The organism is Pseudomonas palmensis (genome assembly GCF_017848315.1).
Lineage (GTDB): Bacteria > Pseudomonadota > Gammaproteobacteria > Pseudomonadales > Pseudomonadaceae > Aquipseudomonas > Aquipseudomonas palmensis.
The window spans coordinates 35,505-50,809 of the sequence record NZ_JAFKEC010000006.1; the positions used below are offsets into that span (position 1 = coordinate 35,505).

Consider the following 15,305-nt stretch of genomic DNA (forward strand, 5'->3'; position numbering starts at 1 on the left):
TTATTTAGCTTCTTTGCCAACGGTATTGAGCAAAAACTTGCCAATCAGATCTTCCAGTACCAGCGCCGACTGGGTGTCATGGATGGTTCCACCTTCCTTGAGCACCGCTTCCTCACCGCCCACGCTGATGCCGATGTACTTCTCGCCGAGCAACCCGGCGGTCAGGATCGAGGCGGTGGAATCGGTCGGCAGGTTGTCGACGCGTTTTTCCAGCTGCAACGTCACCCGACCGGTATAGGTATCGCGGTCCAGATCGATGGCCGTGACCTTGCCGATGGTTACACCGGCCATGGTCACTTTAGCTCTGACAGTCAAACCGGCGATATTGTCGAAGTAGGCGTAAAGTTTATAGGTATCGCTGCTCGGGCTGGCGGACAGGCCGCTGACGCGCAGGGCCAGCAGAAGCAGTGCCAGGATCCCGGCCAGGAGGAACAGGCCGACACCGATTTCCAGGGTGCGGTTTTGCATCAGAAATCTCCAAACATCAAGGCGGTCAGAATAAAGTCCAGACCCAGGACTGCCAGCGAGGCATAGACCACGGTCTTGGTAGTGGCACGGCTGATCCCCTCTGAAGTGGGCTCACAGTCATAGCCTTGGAATACGGCAATCCAGGTGACGACGAAGGCAAACACGAGGCTCTTGAGCACCCCGTTGAGTACATCGTCGACGAACGAAACGCTGTTCTGCATGTTCGACCAGAAGGAACCTTCATAGACTCCCAGCCAGTCCACCGCCACCCAGGACCCGCCCCAGATGCCGACCACGCTGAAGATCATCGCCAGCAGCGGCAGCGAGATGAAGCCGGCCCACAGGCGCGGTGCAACGATGTACTTGAGCGGGTCGACGCCGATCATCTCCAGGCTCGACAGCTGTTCGGTGGATTTCATGTTGCCGATTTCGGCCGTCAGCGCCGACCCGGCCCGCCCGGCGAACAGCAGCGCGGTCACCACCGGGCCCAGTTCACGCAGCAGGGTCAGGGCAACCATCTGCCCCACCGCCTGTTCCGAACCGTACTTGGTGAGGATGCTGAAGCCCTGCAGGGCCAGCACCATGCCGATGAACACGCCGGACACGACGATGATGGCCAGCGACATCACGCCGACCGAGTACAGCTGCTTGACCAGCAACTGGAACCCGCCGCCAATCCCGCCGCGCCCCACCAGGGCATGCAGCAGGAACAGGCAGGAGCGCCCCAGCACGGCCACCACGTCGATCGCGGAGCGACCAAACAGACGAATACGTTCGAGCAATGACTTTCTGCGCATCAACGCTTCCCCAACAGATCGGCGCGGTAATCAGGCGCAGGAAAATGAAAGGGCACCGGGCCATCCGGATCGCCTTTCATGAATTGGCGGATACGCGGGTTGTCCGACTCCATCAGCTCCTGCGGCGTACCCTGGCCCAGTACCTGGCCGTCCCCCACCACATACAGGTAGTCGGCAATGCTCGCGGTTTCTGCAAGATCGTGCGAAACCACGATGCTGGTGATGCCCAGCGCATCGTTGAGCAGGCGGATCAGGCGTACCAGCACGCCCATGGCGATCGGGTCCTGGCCGACGAAAGGTTCGTCGTACATGAGGATCTGCGGGTCCAGGGCAATCGCCCGGGCCAGCGCCACACGGCGCTTCATGCCGCCGGACAGTTCGTCGGGCATCAGTTCGATGGCACCGCGCAAGCCCACGGCCTGCAGCTTCATCAGCACGATGTCGCGGATCATTTCCTCGGGCAGCTGGGTATGCACCCGCAGCGGGAAGGCGACGTTCTCGAACACGTCGAGGTCGGTGAACAGTGCACCGCTCTGGAACAGCACGCCCATGTGCTTGCGCGCGTCGAACAGGTCGCTGCGCGACAGGGTCGGCAGGTTTTGCCCGGCCACCCACACCTCGCCGCTGGCGGGGCGCAGTTGCGCGCCCATCAGACGCAGCAGCGTGGTCTTGCCGCACCCGGAAGGCCCCATGATGCCGGTAACCTTGCCGCGGGGAATGCGTATGTCGACATTATTGAAGATGCTGCGCGCGCCGCGCTTGAAGGTCACGCCCTTCAATTCGACCGCGTAGGCGTTATCAACGCTCATCTAAACTCCTTGCGATGCAGCCTTTTCACTCAGACGCCAACCTCCTTCATGGAGGCACGCACGCTCCGAGCGGGCCGAACAGGCGGCGAACTATAGCACCGCTGATAGAGCCACCCCAAGGCCATCACCGAGGCTGTTCAGCTCAAGTTAAGGCTCACTTAAGGTTTCTGGCAGAGCATCCTTGCAATCACAGGTGAGGCTTTGGCGCATTACCGCTATAATCCCCGCCTTTTCATCAGGCAATCCGATCTACGACATGAGCCAATCCACCGACCTGATCCAATCCGCACAGCGCACCATCCGTCTCGAGATCGAAGCGGTAGAGGGCCTGCTGGCCCATATCGACGCCGATTTCGTCAAGGCCTGCGAGCTGATCCTGGCCAGCAAGGGCCGGGTCGTGGTGGTGGGCATGGGCAAATCCGGGCACATCGGCAACAAGATTGCCGCCACCCTGGCCAGCACCGGCACCACGTCGTTCTTCGTTCACCCCGCCGAGGCCAGCCACGGCGACATGGGCATGATCACCCGGGACGACATCATCCTGGCACTGTCCAACTCGGGCACCACCAACGAAATCGTGACCCTGCTGCCACTGATCAAGCGCCTGGGCATCAAGCTCATCAGCCTCACCGGCAACCCCGACTCGCCGCTGGCCAAGGCCGCCGAGGTCAACCTGGACGCCCGCGTGGGCCAGGAGGCCTGCCCGCTGAACCTGGCCCCGACGTCCTCCACCACCGCTGCGCTGGTACTCGGCGACGCCCTGGCCATCGCCCTGCTCGAGGCGCGCGGCTTCACCGCCGAAGACTTCGCCTTCTCGCACCCGGGCGGTGCCTTGGGCCGACGCCTGCTGCTCAAGGTCGAGAACGTGATGCACGGCGGTGACGAACTGCCCCAGGTTCAGCGCGGCACGCTGCTCAAGGACGCCCTGCTTGAAATGTCTCGCAAAGGTTTGGGCATGACCGTGGTGCGCGAAAGCGACGGCCGCCTGGCCGGGGTGTTCACCGACGGCGACCTGCGCCGCAGCCTGGATCGCAACATCGACGTGCACACCACGCTGATCGACGAAGTGATGACCGTACACGGCAAGACCGCCCGCGCCGAGATGCTCGCGGCCGAGGCCTTGAAGATCATGGAAGACCACAAGATCAGCGCGCTGGTGGTGGTGGACACGCTCGACCAGCCGGTCGGCGCCCTGAACATGCACGACCTGCTGCGCGCCGGAGTGATGTAAATGAACGACGATCTGCTGCAACGCGGCAAGGCCATCAAGCTGGCGGTATTCGATGTGGACGGCGTGCTGACCGACGGTCGCCTGTACTTTCTCGAGGACGGCAGCGAATTCAAGACCTTCAACACCCTCGACGGCCAGGGCATCAAGATGCTCATGAACTCGGGCGTGACCACCGCGATCATCAGCGGGCGCAAGACGCCGGTGGTCGAACGTCGTGCGAAAAACCTCGGCATCCCGCACCTGTACCAGGGCCGCGAAGATAAACTGGTGGTGCTCGACGACCTTCTTGGTCAACTGGGCCTAAGCTATGAACAGGTTGCCTACCTGGGCGACGACCTGCCAGACCTGCCGGTGATTCGCCGGGTCGGCTTGGGCATGGCCGTAGCCAGTGCCGCTCCGTTCGTGCGCCAGCACGCCCATGGCGTGACCCTTGCGCGCGGTGGCGAAGGCGCAGCCCGCGAGTTCTGCGAACTGATCCTGCAAGCCCAGGGCAACCTGGACGCGGCGAATGCCAACTACCTGTAGAGCGATCCATGTTCAGTAAAAAGATCCGCAATATCGCGCTGTTCAGTGTGATCGCTGCCTTGTTTGCAGCGGTCGGCTACTGGAACATCAGCCCCGAGACGTTCCTCGACGAGCCCGCAGCGCAGGTCGACGAAAGCGCCATCGACTACTACGCCATCAATGCCCACAGCGTGCAGTTTCTGCCCGATGGCAAGCTGCAGTACGAGATGACCGCCGACAAGGTCGAACACCTCAAGGTCAGCGAAGTGACGCTGCTGACCACGCCGGACCTCAACATGTACCGCGGTACCGCCTACCCGTGGCACGTGCAGAGCACCCGCGGCGAGGTCAACCCGGACGGCACCGAAGTGGAACTGATCGACAACGTGCGGGTTGCCCGCACCGACGACCAGAACCGCGAAACCATCATTACCACTACCCGCATGACAGTCTTCCCGCAGAAGCAATATGCGCAGACCGAGCAAGCCGTTAGAATCGACGGCGCCGGTGGCACAACTACGGGCAAGGGAATGAAAGCGTATCTGAAAGACGGCAGGATGAACCTGCTGTCCAACGTAAGAGGACAGTATGAGGCTCGTTAAAACCCTCCCCTTTTTGCTCAGCCTGAGCGCAGCACTGGGAAGCGCGAGCGCCTGGGCCCTGCCGAACGACCGTGATCAGCCTATCCGTATCCAGGCTGACCAGGCTCAACTGGATGACAAGAAAGGCGTTGCCACCTATACCGGTGACGTGATCATCACCCAGGGCTCGATGATGATCAAAGGCAACACCGTGACCATCACCCGCACTGCCTCCGGCGATATCGACGTCGTGACCTCGGTGGGCAACCTGGCCTACTTCGAGCAGCAGCAGAGCGCAGCCAAGCCGGACAAGATGCAGGGCTACGGCAAGACCATTCAGTACAATGCGCCACAGAACCGCATCGTGCTGATCGACCGCGCCAAGGTCATCAATGAAGGCAACACCACCGAAGGCGAGAAAATCGTCTACGACACGGTGAAGCAGATCGCTACCGCTGGTCGCGGTGGCAAAGTCACCGAGTCGCGTCCGCGCATCGACATGGTGATCCAGCCGAAGAAGAAGGCCGAGTAGATGGCAACCCTCAAAGCCCAGCACCTGGCCAAGGCCTACAAAAGCCGGCAAGTCGTGCGTGATGTCAGCCTGTCCATCGACAGCGGCCAGATCGTCGGCCTGCTCGGCCCCAACGGCGCCGGCAAGACCACCTGCTTCTACATGATCGTCGGCCTGGTACAGGCCGACCAGGGCCGCGTGCTGATCGACGACCTGGACGTCAGCCACCAGCCCATGCATGGTCGCGCACGTGCCGGCATCGGCTACCTGCCGCAGGAAGCCTCGATCTTTCGCAAGCTGTCGGTGGCCGACAACATCATGGCGATCCTCGAGACCCGCAAGGAGCTCGACCGCGATGGTCGCCGCAAGGAGCTTGAAAGCCTGCTGCAGGAATTTCACATCAGCCACATCCGCGACAACCTGGGCATGAGCCTGTCCGGTGGTGAGCGGCGCAGGGTGGAGATTGCCCGGGCACTGGCCACCGCGCCCAAGTTCATCCTGCTCGACGAACCTTTCGCCGGTGTCGACCCGATCTCCGTGGGCGACATCAAGCAGATCATCCACCACCTGAAGGCCAAGGGCATCGGCGTGCTGATCACCGACCACAACGTCCGTGAAACCCTGGATATCTGCGAAACCGCCTACATCGTCAACGATGGCCAGTTGATCGCCGAAGGCGATGCACAGACCATCCTGGCCAACGACCTGGTGAAAGAGGTGTACCTCGGCCACGAGTTCCGCCTGTAAGCTGCGGCACATGGCTGAACATGGCGCTGCCTGGGCGCTGGCAAATGGCTCCACCCGGGGTTAATTGTTCCAGCGCTCTAGGCAAACGCTTTGATTTCAGGCATATAATTTGCTTAAAGTTGGCGCCTCTCGCGCCCTTGTAGTAGATGGCGCCTGTGCGCCGGCGAATAAGGTGTTAAGCCCCAGCCATGAAACCATCGCTCGTCCTAAGAATGGGCCAGCAACTGACGATGACTCCTCAGTTGCAACAGGCTATCCGACTGCTCCAGCTCTCCACCCTGGACCTGCAACAGGAAATCCAGGAGGCGCTGGAGTCCAACCCGATGCTCGAACGCCAGGAAGAAGGCGAGGATTTCGACAACAGCGACCCGATGGCCGACAACGCCGAGACCAAGCCGGTTGCCGAACCTCAGGAGAGCAGCTTCCAGGAGTCCGCCCCCACGGTGGACAACCTCGAAGAAGGCGAATGGAACGAGCGCATCCCCAACGAACTGCCGGTCGACACGGCCTGGGAAGACATCTACCAGACCAGCGCCAGCAGCCTGCCCAGCAATGACGATGACGAGTGGGACTTCACCACCCGCACCTCTGCCGGCGAGAGCCTGCAGAGCCACCTGCTGTGGCAGCTCAACCTGGCACCGATGTCCGACACCGACCGGCTGATTGCCGTGACGCTGATCGACTGCATCAACAACCAGGGCTATCTCGAAGAAACCCTCGAAGAGGTGTGCGAGTCGTTCGACCCGGAACTGGACATCGAACTCGACGAAGTCGAGGCCGTGCTGCACCGTATCCAGCAGTTCGAGCCCGCCGGCATCGGTGCCCGCAACCTCAGCGAATGCCTGCTGCTGCAACTGCGCCAGCTGCCGCCGCGTACGCCGTGGATGGCCGAGGCGCAGCGCCTGGTCAGCGACTACATCGACCTGCTCGGCAGCCGCGACTACAGCCAGCTGATGCGTCGCATGAAGCTCAAGGAAGACGAACTGCGCCAGGTCATCGAACTGGTACAGAGCCTCAACCCGCGCCCCGGCTCGCAGATCGAGTCCAGCGAAGCCGAATACGTGGTGCCCGATGTCATCGTGCGCAAGGATTCCGACCGCTGGCTGGTCGAGCTGAACCAGGAAGCCGTGCCGCGCCTGCGGGTCAACCCGCAATACGCCGGTTTCGTGCGTCGCGCCGACACCAGCGCCGACAACACCTTCATGCGCAACCAGTTGCAGGAGGCGCGCTGGTTCATCAAGAGCCTGCAGAGCCGCAACGAGACGCTGATGAAGGTGGCCACGCAGATCGTCGAGCACCAGCGCGGCTTTCTCGACCACGGCGACGAGGCGATGAAACCGCTGGTACTGCACGATATCGCCGAGGCGGTGGGCATGCACGAGTCGACCATTTCGCGGGTGACCACGCAGAAATACATGCACACCCCGCGCGGCATCTACGAACTGAAATACTTTTTCTCGAGCCACGTGAGCACCTCCGAGGGCGGCGAATGCTCGTCCACGGCGATCCGCGCGATCATCAAGAAACTGGTCGCGGCTGAAAATCAGAAAAAGCCATTGAGTGACAGCAAGATCGCTGGTTTACTGGAGGCACAAGGCATCCAGGTAGCCCGTCGCACCGTCGCCAAGTACCGCGAGTCCCTTGGCATTGCACCGTCGAGCGAACGCAAGCGATTGATGTGACATCCCCTGAGATGTGCCACCGCAATTCAGTGGCAGGCGCAACACCTGCCTCTTATGCACCGGCAACAAAAGGAGAAGCTGTATGCAAGTCAATATCAGTGGACAGCATGTAGAAGTCACTCCGCCACTGCGCGAGTATGTCGAGCAGAAGCTGAAACGACTGGAGGGTCACTTCGACAAGATCACCAACGTGACGGTGATCATGAAGGTCGAAAAGCTTCAGCAGAAAATTGAGGCTACCTTGCAGATCCCGGGCGGCGAAGTGGTTGCCAACGCCGAACATCAAGACATGTATGCAGCGATCGACGCCCTTACCGACAAGCTCGACCGCCAACTGAAAAAACACAAGGAAAAACAGCAAAGCCTCCTGCAAGGTGCAGCGGCCCGCTGATCCCCCCCACCCATGATCCGACTAGAAGATATCCTGACCCCCGGCCGTTCCCTCGTGAACGTGCCGGGCGGCAGTAAAAAGCGTGCGCTCGAACAGATTGCCAATCTGATCGGCAAGGAAGTACCCGAGCTGGACACCCAAACCGTGTTCGAGAGCCTGATCGCCCGTGAAAAACTGGGTTCGACCGGCTTCGGCAATGGTATCGCCATCCCGCACTGCCGCTTGAAAGGTTGTGAAAAACCGGTAAGCGCCCTGCTGCACCTGGACGCTCCCATCGACTTCGACGCCATCGATGGCGCTCCCGTCGACCTGCTGTTTCTGCTGCTGGTCCCGGAAGCCGCCACCGATGCGCACCTTGAGCTGCTGCGCCAGATCGCCAGCATGCTCGACCGCAAGGACGTGCGCGACAAACTGCGCGCGGCCACCGATAGCCAATCCCTGTACCAGGTCGTACTGGACGTGCAAAACGGGCACTGAACATGCGCTTGATCATCGTCAGCGGTCGCTCCGGCTCCGGCAAGAGCACCGCGCTCGCGGTACTTGAGGACAACGGCTACTACTGCATCGACAACCTGCCTGCCGGGCTGTTGCCGCAACTGGCCGAAAACGCACTGATCAATACCGAGCTGCTGCAGCCGCTGGTGGCCGTTTCCATCGACGCGCGCAACCTGCCCAGCCACCTGAGCCGCTTCCCCGAGCTGCTGGAGGATGCCCGCAGCAAGCACATCCATTGCGATGTGGTGTACCTGGACGCCGACGAGGAAACGCTGCTCAAGCGCTTCTCGGAGACGCGCCGGCGCCACCCGCTGACCAACACGCAACGCTCCCTGGCCGAAGCCATCCGGGTAGAGAGCGACCTGCTGGGGCCGATCGCCGACCTGGCCGACCTCAAGATCGACACCACCAATCTCAACCTGTACCAGCTGCGCGACTCGATCAAGCTGCGCCTGCTCAACCAGCCCGAGCCGGGCACGGCGTTTCTGGTGGAGTCGTTCGGCTTCAAGCGTGGCATGCCGGTCGACGCCGACCTGGTGTTCGATGTGCGCTGCCTGCCCAACCCCTATTGGAAGCCCGAGCTGCGGGATCATTCGGGGTTGGAGCAACCGGTCATCGACTACCTGGCCGCGCAACCGGACGTCGAGGAGATGTTCCAGGACATTTCGTCGTACCTGCTCAAGTGGCTGCCACGGTTCGCCGCCAGCAACCGGGCCTATGTCACCATCGCCATCGGCTGCACCGGCGGTCATCATCGCTCGGTGTACATCACCGAACGCCTGGGCCAGGTGCTGCAACAAACATTGAAGAACGTCCAGGTTCGCCACCGCGACCTCTAGCCCTCAGGATCCCGCCCGCGATGCCCGCCATTGAAATCGAGATTATCAACAAGCTGGGGCTGCACGCCCGGGCAGCGGCCAAGTTCGTTGGCGTGGCGGGCAAGTACCCGTGTTCGGTGCGTGTAGGCCGTACCCCGGAGTCGATGGTCGATGGCAAGAGCATCATGGCCGTGATGATGCTCGCCGCCGGCAAGGGCACGAGCATCCACCTCAAGACCGAAGGCGAACAGGAAGCCGAAGCGCTGCAAGGCCTGGTCGAACTGATCAACAACTATTTCGACGAAGGCGAGTAACCTCGCCTTCTCGCTTCAGGACAACGCGGTATCCATCACCATCATCAGGCAGAAGCCGATGCACAGCCCCAGGCTGGCCAGGCGATGATTGCCGTTGCTGCGTGACTCGGGAATGATCTCCTGGGTCACCACCAGCAACATGGCCCCGGCAGCGAAAGCCAGGCCCAGCGGCAGCATCAGTTCGGCGACGCTCACCACCCACGCGCACAGCACCGCCGCCAGTGGCTCCACCAGCCCGGATGCCGCGCCGATCAGAAACGCCTTGAAACGGCCCATCCCCGCTCCAGCCAGCACCAGCGCGATCACCAGCCCCTCTGGCACATCCTGCAGGGCGATACCCATGGCCAGGCTGTCGGCATCCGGCATGCCGCCACCGGCCGACACCCCGATGGCCATGCCTTCGGGGATGTTGTGGGCAATGATGGCAATCACGAACACCCAGATGCGCGCCGGAATCACCGGCCTGCCGGGCACGGCGACCAGGTCGTCCGGTGTTGCGCCCGAGACCCTGCGGTCCACCAGGTAGATGCAGAACGCACCGAACAGCAGGCCGAAGCTGATCAGGCCACCTGCCCCCCATTTGCCGAAGCCGACCGCCTGGGCGGCGTCCAGCCCCGGGATGATCAACGAGAACGCCGTGGCGGCCAGCATCACGCCTGCGCCGAACCCCATCAGGGTATCGGCCACGGCCACCGGCATGCTGCGAATCACCAACACCGGCACTGCGCCCAGGGCAGTGCCCAGCGCACACATGGCCCCACCCTCAAGCGCACGCAACATCCGCGGTTCCAGGTCCAGCCAGGCGAAGCCCTGTACCAGCAGCAACGCCGTCCCCACCAACAGCAACAGTGTGCCCAGCGCCAACCTGAACAGGCGCACACCGCCAATGGCCATCACCTCCGAGCGCATGCCGCTAGGACTCACACCAGGGCAGCAACGTAGCGACGCTCTACTTCGGACCAGTTGATCACGTTGTAGAAGGCGCCGATGTATTCGGGGCGACGGTTCTGGTACAGCAGGTAGTAGGCATGCTCCCACACGTCCAGGCCAAGAATGGGCGTATTGCCATTCATCAGCGGGCTGTCCTGGTTGCCGCTGCTCTCTACCACCAGGGTTTTCTGCGGCGTTACGCTCAGCCACGCCCAGCCACTGCCGAAGCGGGTCAGCGCAGCCTTGGTGAACGCATCCTTGAATGCATCGAAACCGCCCAGCTGGTCATCGATCGCCTCGCCCACCGCGCCGTGGGGCTGACCGCCGCCGCCGGGCGCCATCACCGTCCAGAACAGACTGTGGTTGGCATGCCCGCCGCCCTGGTTGATCACTGCGGCCTGCAGATTCTGCGGCAGGCTCTTGACGCTGGCGACCAGCTGCTCGATCGGCCACTCGGCGTATTCGGTGCCCTCGATGGCGGCATTGAGGTTGTTGATGTAGGTCTGGTGGTGCTTGCTGTGGTGAATCTGCATGGTCTGGGTGTCGATGTGCGGTTCCAGCGCATCGTAGGCGTACGGCAATGCAGGCAAGGTATGCGGCATATCAGTGGGTTCCATAATGAAGGGCTGGGGGCTGTAGTTGTTCCTGGCCGGCAAACAGTGCCGGCTGCGCCCCCTGGCGGTAGAGCAGGCGTTCGGTACGGGGGTACTGGCCATACTCGCTGATGAAATTGAGCAGTTCGGTGTAGGTCTTGCTGCTCTGGCGCAGCGCCGCATCGCGCAGCAACGGCGAAAGGCGCTGATCCTGGCTGGCCTGCAACAGGCGCTGGTGGATGGCGCACAGGTACTCGGCGCTCTCCTGCGGCTGCTTGAGGCGCAAATGCAGGTCGGCCAGGTTGTGGTGCGAAATCACACAGGCGGCCACCGCCTCGTCGGCGTCCTGCCAGCGCTCGAACAACACCTGGGCCAAGGCCAGGGCCTGCAAGTACAACTCGCGGGCATCCACCAGATCGCCCTGTTGGAACAGGCGGTTGGCTATTTCAGTGGTGCGTTTCCAATGCTGCATGACAGAAACCTCCGAAGCGGTGGGCGGTGTCAGATACCGCCGGCCGTGAGTTTTTCAGGGTCGAGCAGGACTTCCAGCTGGCTGCGCGGCAGGTCGGTGTGTTCCAGCGCAACCTCGATGATCGGGCGCCCCTGCTTGTAGGCGGTCTTGGCGATTTCGGCAGCCTTCTGGTAGCCGATGATCGGGTTCAGCGCGGTCACCAGGATCGGGTTGCGCGCCAGGGCTTCCTTGAGCTTGGGTTCGTTGACCTTGAAGGTGGCGATGGCCTTGTCGGCCAGCAGACGGCTCACATTGGCCATCAGCTCGATGCTGCCCAGCAGGTTCTGCGCAATGATCGGCAGCATCACGTTCAGTTCGAAGTTGCCCGACTGGCCCGCCACGGCGATGGCCGCATCGTTGCCGATGACCTGCGCGGCCACCATGGCGGTGGCTTCCGGAATCACCGGGTTGACCTTGCCCGGCATGATCGAGGAGCCAGGCTGCAGCCCTTCAAGCTCGATCTCGCCCAGCCCGGCAAGCGGGCCGGAGTTCATCCAGCGCAGGTCGTTGGCGATCTTCATCAGGGCCACGGCGGTGGCCTTGAGCTGGCCGGAAACAGCCACGGCGGTGTCTTGCGAGCCGATCAGGGCAAACAGGTTTTCCCCCGGCACGAACTGCACCCCGGTCAGGCCGCTCAGTTGCTGGCTGAAACGCGCGGCGAACCCGGGGTGGGCGTTGATCCCGGTGCCCACCGCAGTGCCGCCCTGGGCCAGGGCCTGCAGGCTTGGCAGGGTGTCGTTCAGGTGACCGATGCCCGCCTTGACCTGTGCCGCCCAGCCGCCCAGCACCTGGCTCATGCGCACGGGCATGGCGTCCATCAGGTGGGTGCGACCGGTCTTGATGAACGGGTGCACCTGCTCGGCCTTGTGCTCGATCACCTGCACCAGGTGCCTGAGCGCCGGCAGCAGTTGTTCGTGCAGGGCCAGCGCGGCGCTCACGTGGATGGTGGTGGGGATGATGTCGTTGCTGCTCTGGCCGCAGTTGACATGGTCATTTGGGTTTACCGTGTCGCCCAGCACACGGCTGGCCAGGGTCGCGATCACCTCGTTGGCATTCATGTTGGAGCTGGTGCCGGAGCCGGTCTGGTACACGTCGACCGGGAAGTGCTGCATGAAATCGCCAGCCAGCAACTGTTCCACGGCGGTGACGATGGCAGCGCCCTGTGCCTGGCTGATCTGCTCCAGCTCGACGTTGGCCTTGGCGGCGGCGGCCTTGGCCAGCAGCAGGGCCCGGATGAACTGGGTCGGCATGCGCTGCTGGCTGATCGGGAAGTTGTTCACCGCGCGCTGGGTCTGGGCGCCATACAGGGCCTCGGCCGGCACCTGCAGCTCACCCATGCTGTCACGCTCGATACGGGTATTACTCATCATCAAGTCCTTGCATCAGTTCAGCGAAAGAAATCGAAGGCAGCAGCGTGCAGTTCGCCAGTTGCAGGGCGAAGGGCTGCCAGCGCTGGCCGTGCTCGCCGCCGTCGAGCTTGCGCAGCTGCAGCAGCGGCTTCCAGGCCTGGTCCAGGCACAAGCAGCGCCAATGCCACGGCAGCATGCGGTCGCACGCGGTGTCGAGCAGCAGGCGGAAGGAAGTCAAGGCGACGGTCCAGGCCGAGGTCTCGGTGCAGCAGACCAGGTAGCGACCTTCGGCCAGGTAGTGTTCGATCAGGCGCGGCTCGTCGGGCTCGAGGGCACAGCGAATTCGCCGGCTCAGCCAGCGCCAGTTTTCGAGGTAGGGCAATTCGTGAAGGACAGGTCTCATGAACATCATCGCCTAGATAATGATAGTCATTATTAAGTGATAATCAGAATCAGTTCAAGTGCGACCAAAGGCGAAAAGCAAAAAGCCCGGCACGGGGCCGGGCTTCGATGTGTAACCGGAGGTGGCCCCTTCGCCGGCAACGCCGGCGCCTACGGGGACCGCGCACAGGCCGGCGGTGTCAGCTGCCGGCGACCGTCATGCGCTCGATCAGCACCGAGCCTGTGTGAATATTGCTACGGGTTTCAAGATCGTTGCCGATAGCGACAATCTGCTGGAACATGTCCTTCATGTTGCCGGCAATCGTGACTTCCTGAACCGCAAACTGGATCTCGCCGTTCTCCACCCAGTACCCCGCTGCGCCGCGCGAATAGTCACCGGTCACCATGTTCAAGCCATGCCCCATCAGCTCGGTCACCAGCAACCCGCGCCCCATGCGGCGCAGCAATGCAGCCTGATCTTCGACCCCATGCGTGACGAACAGGTTGTGCACGCCACCGGCGTTGGCGGTGCTTGGCAGCCCCAGCTTGCGTCCGGAATAGGTGCTCAGCACATACGACACCAGCTCGCCATTTTCGACGAACGGCTTGGCATAGGTCGCCAGGCCGTCCCCATCGAACGAGGCACTGCCCAGGGCACGCTGCAGGTGCGGCCGCTCGTCCAGAGTCAGCCAGCTGGGGAACAGGCGCTGGCCCATGCAGCCTTCCAGAAACGACGACTTGCGGTACAGGTTGCCGCCGGAAATCGCCGACAGGAAACTGCCGAACAACCCGCCGGCCAGCTCCGCCGAGAACAGCACCGGTACCTCGCAGGTCGGCACCGGACGTGCGCCCAGGCGCGCCGCCGCACGCTGCGCAGCGCGACGCCCGATGCTCTGCGGATCGGCCAGCAGCTCGCCCTGGCGGTTCACGTCATACCAGTAGTCACGCTGCATCTGCCCGTCACCTTCGGCGATCATCACGCAGCTCAGGCTGTGGCGGGTGGAGGCGTAGCCACCGATGAAGCCGTGGCTGTTGCCGTACACCCGGCATCCCTGGTGGGTGCTGAGTGTGGTGCCATCGGCGTTCTTGATGCGGGCATCGGTGTCGAACGCCGCAGCTTCGCAGGCCAGGGCCTTTTCGATGGCCTGCTCGGGGGTGATGTCCCAGGCGTGATAGAGGTCGAAATCCTGCAGGTCACGGGCCATCAGGGCCGGGTCGGCCAGGCCCGAGCATTCGTCCTCGGAGGTGTGCTTGGCGATGGCCAGGGCCGCCGCCACGGTTTCGCGAATGGCATCGCTGCCACTGGCCGAGGTGCTTGCCGAGCCCTTGCGCTGGCCCACATACAGGGTGATGCCGAAGCCCTGGTCGCGGTTGAACTCCACCGTCTCCACCTCGCGCTGGCGCACCGAGGTCGACAGCCCCTGCTCCAGCGATACGGCCACTTCGCAGGCGCTGGCGCCCTGGCGCCGGGCTTCGGCGATGATCTGTTCGACCTGTTCCTGCAACGCCGGCAGGGCCTGCGGACCTACGCTCTGGACTGCACTCATGGTTTTCTCCACTCAAATTCTGCGTTCGGCTCGGGTCAATCTACGACCGGACCGGACAAGCGGCCCCCGACTGGTTATCATGGCGGCGATTCTCAGCGGACTGCCCCCATGGTTGATTCTTACGACACCGCCTTCGACGGCGAAAAAAGCAAAACCCAAATCAAGCGCGAGATGCAGGCGCTGGTTGATATGGGCGAGCGCCTTACCACGCTCAAGCCCGATATCCTGGCCAAACTGCCCTTGACCGACGAACTGCGCGCGGCCCTGGAAGAGCACAAGCGGCACACCGCGAACGAAGCCAAGCGCCGTCACAAGTCGTTCATCGGCAAGCTGATGCGCGACCAGGACATCGACGCGATCCTCGCGCTGCTCGACCAGCTCGACGCCTCTTCGCGCCAGTACAACGAACGCTTCCACAACCTCGAACGCTGGCGCGACCGGCTGATCGGCGGCACCGACGACGTACTGGAGAAGTTCGTCCAGGAATACCCGGACGCCGATCGCCAGCAGCTGCGCTCGCTGATCCGCCAGGCCCAGCACGAGCTGGCGCGCAACAAGGCGCCCACCGCCAGCCGCAAGATCTTCAAGTACATCCGCGACCTCGACGAAATCCAGCGCGGCCTGCGCTGATTCTCGCCACCGGGCA

At 62.7% G+C, this 15,305-nt stretch carries 20 protein-coding genes; 11 read left to right on the forward strand and 9 right to left on the reverse strand.

From position 1 onward, the window contains the following. From mlaD to JZZ72_RS05610, 3 genes are read right to left on the reverse strand one after another with little or no spacing between them, the layout of a single operon-like run. Entirely contained in the window at nucleotides 1-468 is a 468-nt protein-coding gene (mlaD, locus tag JZZ72_RS05600) for an outer membrane lipid asymmetry maintenance protein MlaD (protein WP_043862450.1), read from the reverse strand. Further along, on the reverse strand, nucleotides 468-1,265 hold the full coding sequence (gene mlaE, locus JZZ72_RS05605; RefSeq protein WP_043862451.1) for a lipid asymmetry maintenance ABC transporter permease subunit MlaE: 798 nt from the start codon (nucleotides 1,263-1,265) through the stop codon (nucleotides 468-470). Before mlaE ends, mlaD begins: the two co-directional genes overlap by 1 nt. Continuing rightward, complete coding sequence (locus tag JZZ72_RS05610) at nucleotides 1,265-2,074, reverse strand: ATP-binding cassette domain-containing protein (RefSeq protein ID WP_043862452.1); 810 nt, start codon at nucleotides 2,072-2,074, stop codon at nucleotides 1,265-1,267. The genes mlaE and JZZ72_RS05610 overlap by 1 nt, the downstream gene beginning before the upstream one ends. A gap of 256 nt (nucleotides 2,075-2,330) precedes the next feature. Here JZZ72_RS05610 and JZZ72_RS05615 point away from each other — a divergent pair, with 256 nt between their 5' ends. The 10 genes from JZZ72_RS05615 (at nucleotide 2,331) to JZZ72_RS05660 (ending at nucleotide 9,348) form a co-directional block, all read left to right on the forward strand. Beyond that, complete coding sequence (locus JZZ72_RS05615) at nucleotides 2,331-3,305, forward strand: KpsF/GutQ family sugar-phosphate isomerase (RefSeq protein WP_043862453.1); 975 nt, start codon at nucleotides 2,331-2,333, stop codon at nucleotides 3,303-3,305. Beyond that, nucleotides 3,306-3,830 (forward strand): KdsC family phosphatase, encoded by a 525-nt coding sequence (locus JZZ72_RS05620; RefSeq protein ID WP_043862454.1) that lies wholly within the window; start codon nucleotides 3,306-3,308, stop codon nucleotides 3,828-3,830. Between the two features lie 8 nt (nucleotides 3,831-3,838). Further along, complete coding sequence (gene lptC / locus JZZ72_RS05625; RefSeq protein WP_210014157.1) at nucleotides 3,839-4,411, forward strand: LPS export ABC transporter periplasmic protein LptC; 573 nt, start codon at nucleotides 3,839-3,841, stop codon at nucleotides 4,409-4,411. Continuing rightward, entirely contained in the window at nucleotides 4,398-4,922 is a 525-nt protein-coding gene (gene lptA / locus JZZ72_RS05630) for a lipopolysaccharide transport periplasmic protein LptA (protein ID WP_054916380.1), read from the forward strand. Before lptC ends, lptA begins: the two co-directional genes overlap by 14 nt. After that, nucleotides 4,923-5,648 (forward strand): LPS export ABC transporter ATP-binding protein, encoded by a 726-nt coding sequence (lptB, locus tag JZZ72_RS05635; RefSeq protein WP_043862457.1) that lies wholly within the window; start codon nucleotides 4,923-4,925, stop codon nucleotides 5,646-5,648. Nucleotides 5,649-5,836: 188 nt separating this feature from the next. Continuing rightward, nucleotides 5,837-7,330, forward strand: coding sequence for an RNA polymerase factor sigma-54 (locus tag JZZ72_RS05640; protein WP_043862458.1), 1,494 nt, complete (start codon nucleotides 5,837-5,839; stop codon nucleotides 7,328-7,330). Between the two features lie 82 nt (nucleotides 7,331-7,412). After that, nucleotides 7,413-7,721 carry a ribosome hibernation-promoting factor, HPF/YfiA family gene (gene hpf / locus JZZ72_RS05645; RefSeq protein WP_043862459.1) on the forward strand — a complete coding sequence of 103 codons (309 nt, stop codon included), beginning with the start codon at nucleotides 7,413-7,415 and terminating at the stop codon, nucleotides 7,719-7,721. A 12-nt stretch (nucleotides 7,722-7,733) separates the two neighbouring features. Further along, nucleotides 7,734-8,198 carry a PTS IIA-like nitrogen regulatory protein PtsN gene (gene ptsN / locus JZZ72_RS05650; protein ID WP_043862460.1) on the forward strand — a complete coding sequence of 155 codons (465 nt, stop codon included), beginning with the start codon at nucleotides 7,734-7,736 and terminating at the stop codon, nucleotides 8,196-8,198. 2 nt (nucleotides 8,199-8,200) lie between these two features. Further along, complete coding sequence (gene rapZ / locus JZZ72_RS05655) at nucleotides 8,201-9,055, forward strand: RNase adapter RapZ (protein ID WP_043862461.1); 855 nt, start codon at nucleotides 8,201-8,203, stop codon at nucleotides 9,053-9,055. Nucleotides 9,056-9,075: 20 nt separating this feature from the next. After that, nucleotides 9,076-9,348 carry an HPr family phosphocarrier protein gene (locus tag JZZ72_RS05660; protein WP_043862462.1) on the forward strand — a complete coding sequence of 91 codons (273 nt, stop codon included), beginning with the start codon at nucleotides 9,076-9,078 and terminating at the stop codon, nucleotides 9,346-9,348. Nucleotides 9,349-9,363: 15 nt separating this feature from the next. Here the strand turns inward: JZZ72_RS05660 and JZZ72_RS05665 are convergent, their stop codons facing one another. From JZZ72_RS05665 to pmbA, 6 genes are all read right to left on the reverse strand, one after another. Further along, nucleotides 9,364-10,257: a ZIP family metal transporter gene (locus JZZ72_RS05665; RefSeq protein WP_058541430.1), complete on the reverse strand. Its 894-nt coding sequence runs from the start codon at nucleotides 10,255-10,257 to the stop codon at nucleotides 9,364-9,366. An 11-nt stretch (nucleotides 10,258-10,268) separates the two neighbouring features. Then, nucleotides 10,269-10,880, reverse strand: a complete 612-nt coding sequence (locus JZZ72_RS05670; RefSeq protein WP_210014158.1) for a superoxide dismutase — start codon at nucleotides 10,878-10,880, stop codon at nucleotides 10,269-10,271. 1 nt (nucleotide 10,881) lies between these two features. Continuing rightward, nucleotides 10,882-11,343, reverse strand: coding sequence for a tetratricopeptide repeat protein (locus JZZ72_RS05675; protein WP_043862465.1), 462 nt, complete (start codon nucleotides 11,341-11,343; stop codon nucleotides 10,882-10,884). Between the two features lie 29 nt (nucleotides 11,344-11,372). After that, nucleotides 11,373-12,749 carry a class II fumarate hydratase gene (locus tag JZZ72_RS05680; protein ID WP_210014159.1) on the reverse strand — a complete coding sequence of 459 codons (1,377 nt, stop codon included), beginning with the start codon at nucleotides 12,747-12,749 and terminating at the stop codon, nucleotides 11,373-11,375. Then, on the reverse strand, nucleotides 12,742-13,143 hold the full coding sequence (locus tag JZZ72_RS05685; protein ID WP_043862467.1) for a hypothetical protein: 402 nt from the start codon (nucleotides 13,141-13,143) through the stop codon (nucleotides 12,742-12,744). The genes JZZ72_RS05680 and JZZ72_RS05685 overlap by 8 nt, the downstream gene beginning before the upstream one ends. A 169-nt stretch (nucleotides 13,144-13,312) precedes the next feature. Beyond that, on the reverse strand, nucleotides 13,313-14,659 hold the full coding sequence (gene pmbA, locus JZZ72_RS05690; RefSeq protein WP_043862468.1) for a metalloprotease PmbA: 1,347 nt from the start codon (nucleotides 14,657-14,659) through the stop codon (nucleotides 13,313-13,315). Between the two features lie 108 nt (nucleotides 14,660-14,767). Between pmbA and yjgA the strand changes: the two genes are divergently transcribed. Continuing rightward, complete coding sequence (yjgA, locus tag JZZ72_RS05695) at nucleotides 14,768-15,289, forward strand: ribosome biogenesis factor YjgA (protein ID WP_043862469.1); 522 nt, start codon at nucleotides 14,768-14,770, stop codon at nucleotides 15,287-15,289. The last annotated feature ends 16 nt before the right edge of the window (nucleotides 15,290-15,305 follow it).

Bases quoted from the DNA above. Each gene is read 5' to 3' on its own strand.
- lptB (WP_043862457.1), top strand. From the start codon at position 4,923: ATGGCAACCCTCAAAGCCCAGCACCTGGCCAAGGCCTACAAAAGCCGG.
- lptA (WP_054916380.1), top strand. From the start codon at position 4,398: ATGAGGCTCGTTAAAACCCTCCCCTTTTTGCTCAGCCTGAGCGCAGCA.
- JZZ72_RS05610 (WP_043862452.1), bottom strand. From the start codon at position 2,074: ATGAGCGTTGATAACGCCTACGCGGTCGAATTGAAGGGCGTGACCTTC.
- JZZ72_RS05685 (WP_043862467.1), bottom strand. From the start codon at position 13,143: ATGATGTTCATGAGACCTGTCCTTCACGAATTGCCCTACCTCGAAAAC.
- pmbA (WP_043862468.1), bottom strand. From the start codon at position 14,659: ATGAGTGCAGTCCAGAGCGTAGGTCCGCAGGCCCTGCCGGCGTTGCAG.
- yjgA (WP_043862469.1), top strand. From the start codon at position 14,768: ATGGTTGATTCTTACGACACCGCCTTCGACGGCGAAAAAAGCAAAACC.
- JZZ72_RS05660 (WP_043862462.1), top strand. From the start codon at position 9,076: ATGCCCGCCATTGAAATCGAGATTATCAACAAGCTGGGGCTGCACGCC.
- hpf (WP_043862459.1), top strand. From the start codon at position 7,413: ATGCAAGTCAATATCAGTGGACAGCATGTAGAAGTCACTCCGCCACTG.
- mlaE (WP_043862451.1), bottom strand. From the start codon at position 1,265: ATGCGCAGAAAGTCATTGCTCGAACGTATTCGTCTGTTTGGTCGCTCC.
- JZZ72_RS05620 (WP_043862454.1), top strand. From the start codon at position 3,306: ATGAACGACGATCTGCTGCAACGCGGCAAGGCCATCAAGCTGGCGGTA.
- JZZ72_RS05640 (WP_043862458.1), top strand. From the start codon at position 5,837: ATGAAACCATCGCTCGTCCTAAGAATGGGCCAGCAACTGACGATGACT.
- JZZ72_RS05665 (WP_058541430.1), bottom strand. From the start codon at position 10,257: ATGCGCTCGGAGGTGATGGCCATTGGCGGTGTGCGCCTGTTCAGGTTG.
- lptC (WP_210014157.1), top strand. From the start codon at position 3,839: ATGTTCAGTAAAAAGATCCGCAATATCGCGCTGTTCAGTGTGATCGCT.
- JZZ72_RS05680 (WP_210014159.1), bottom strand. From the start codon at position 12,749: ATGAGTAATACCCGTATCGAGCGTGACAGCATGGGTGAGCTGCAGGTG.
- JZZ72_RS05615 (WP_043862453.1), top strand. From the start codon at position 2,331: ATGAGCCAATCCACCGACCTGATCCAATCCGCACAGCGCACCATCCGT.
- JZZ72_RS05670 (WP_210014158.1), bottom strand. From the start codon at position 10,880: ATGCCGCATACCTTGCCTGCATTGCCGTACGCCTACGATGCGCTGGAA.
- mlaD (WP_043862450.1), bottom strand. From the start codon at position 468: ATGCAAAACCGCACCCTGGAAATCGGTGTCGGCCTGTTCCTCCTGGCC.
- JZZ72_RS05675 (WP_043862465.1), bottom strand. From the start codon at position 11,343: ATGCAGCATTGGAAACGCACCACTGAAATAGCCAACCGCCTGTTCCAA.
- rapZ (WP_043862461.1), top strand. From the start codon at position 8,201: ATGCGCTTGATCATCGTCAGCGGTCGCTCCGGCTCCGGCAAGAGCACC.
- ptsN (WP_043862460.1), top strand. From the start codon at position 7,734: ATGATCCGACTAGAAGATATCCTGACCCCCGGCCGTTCCCTCGTGAAC.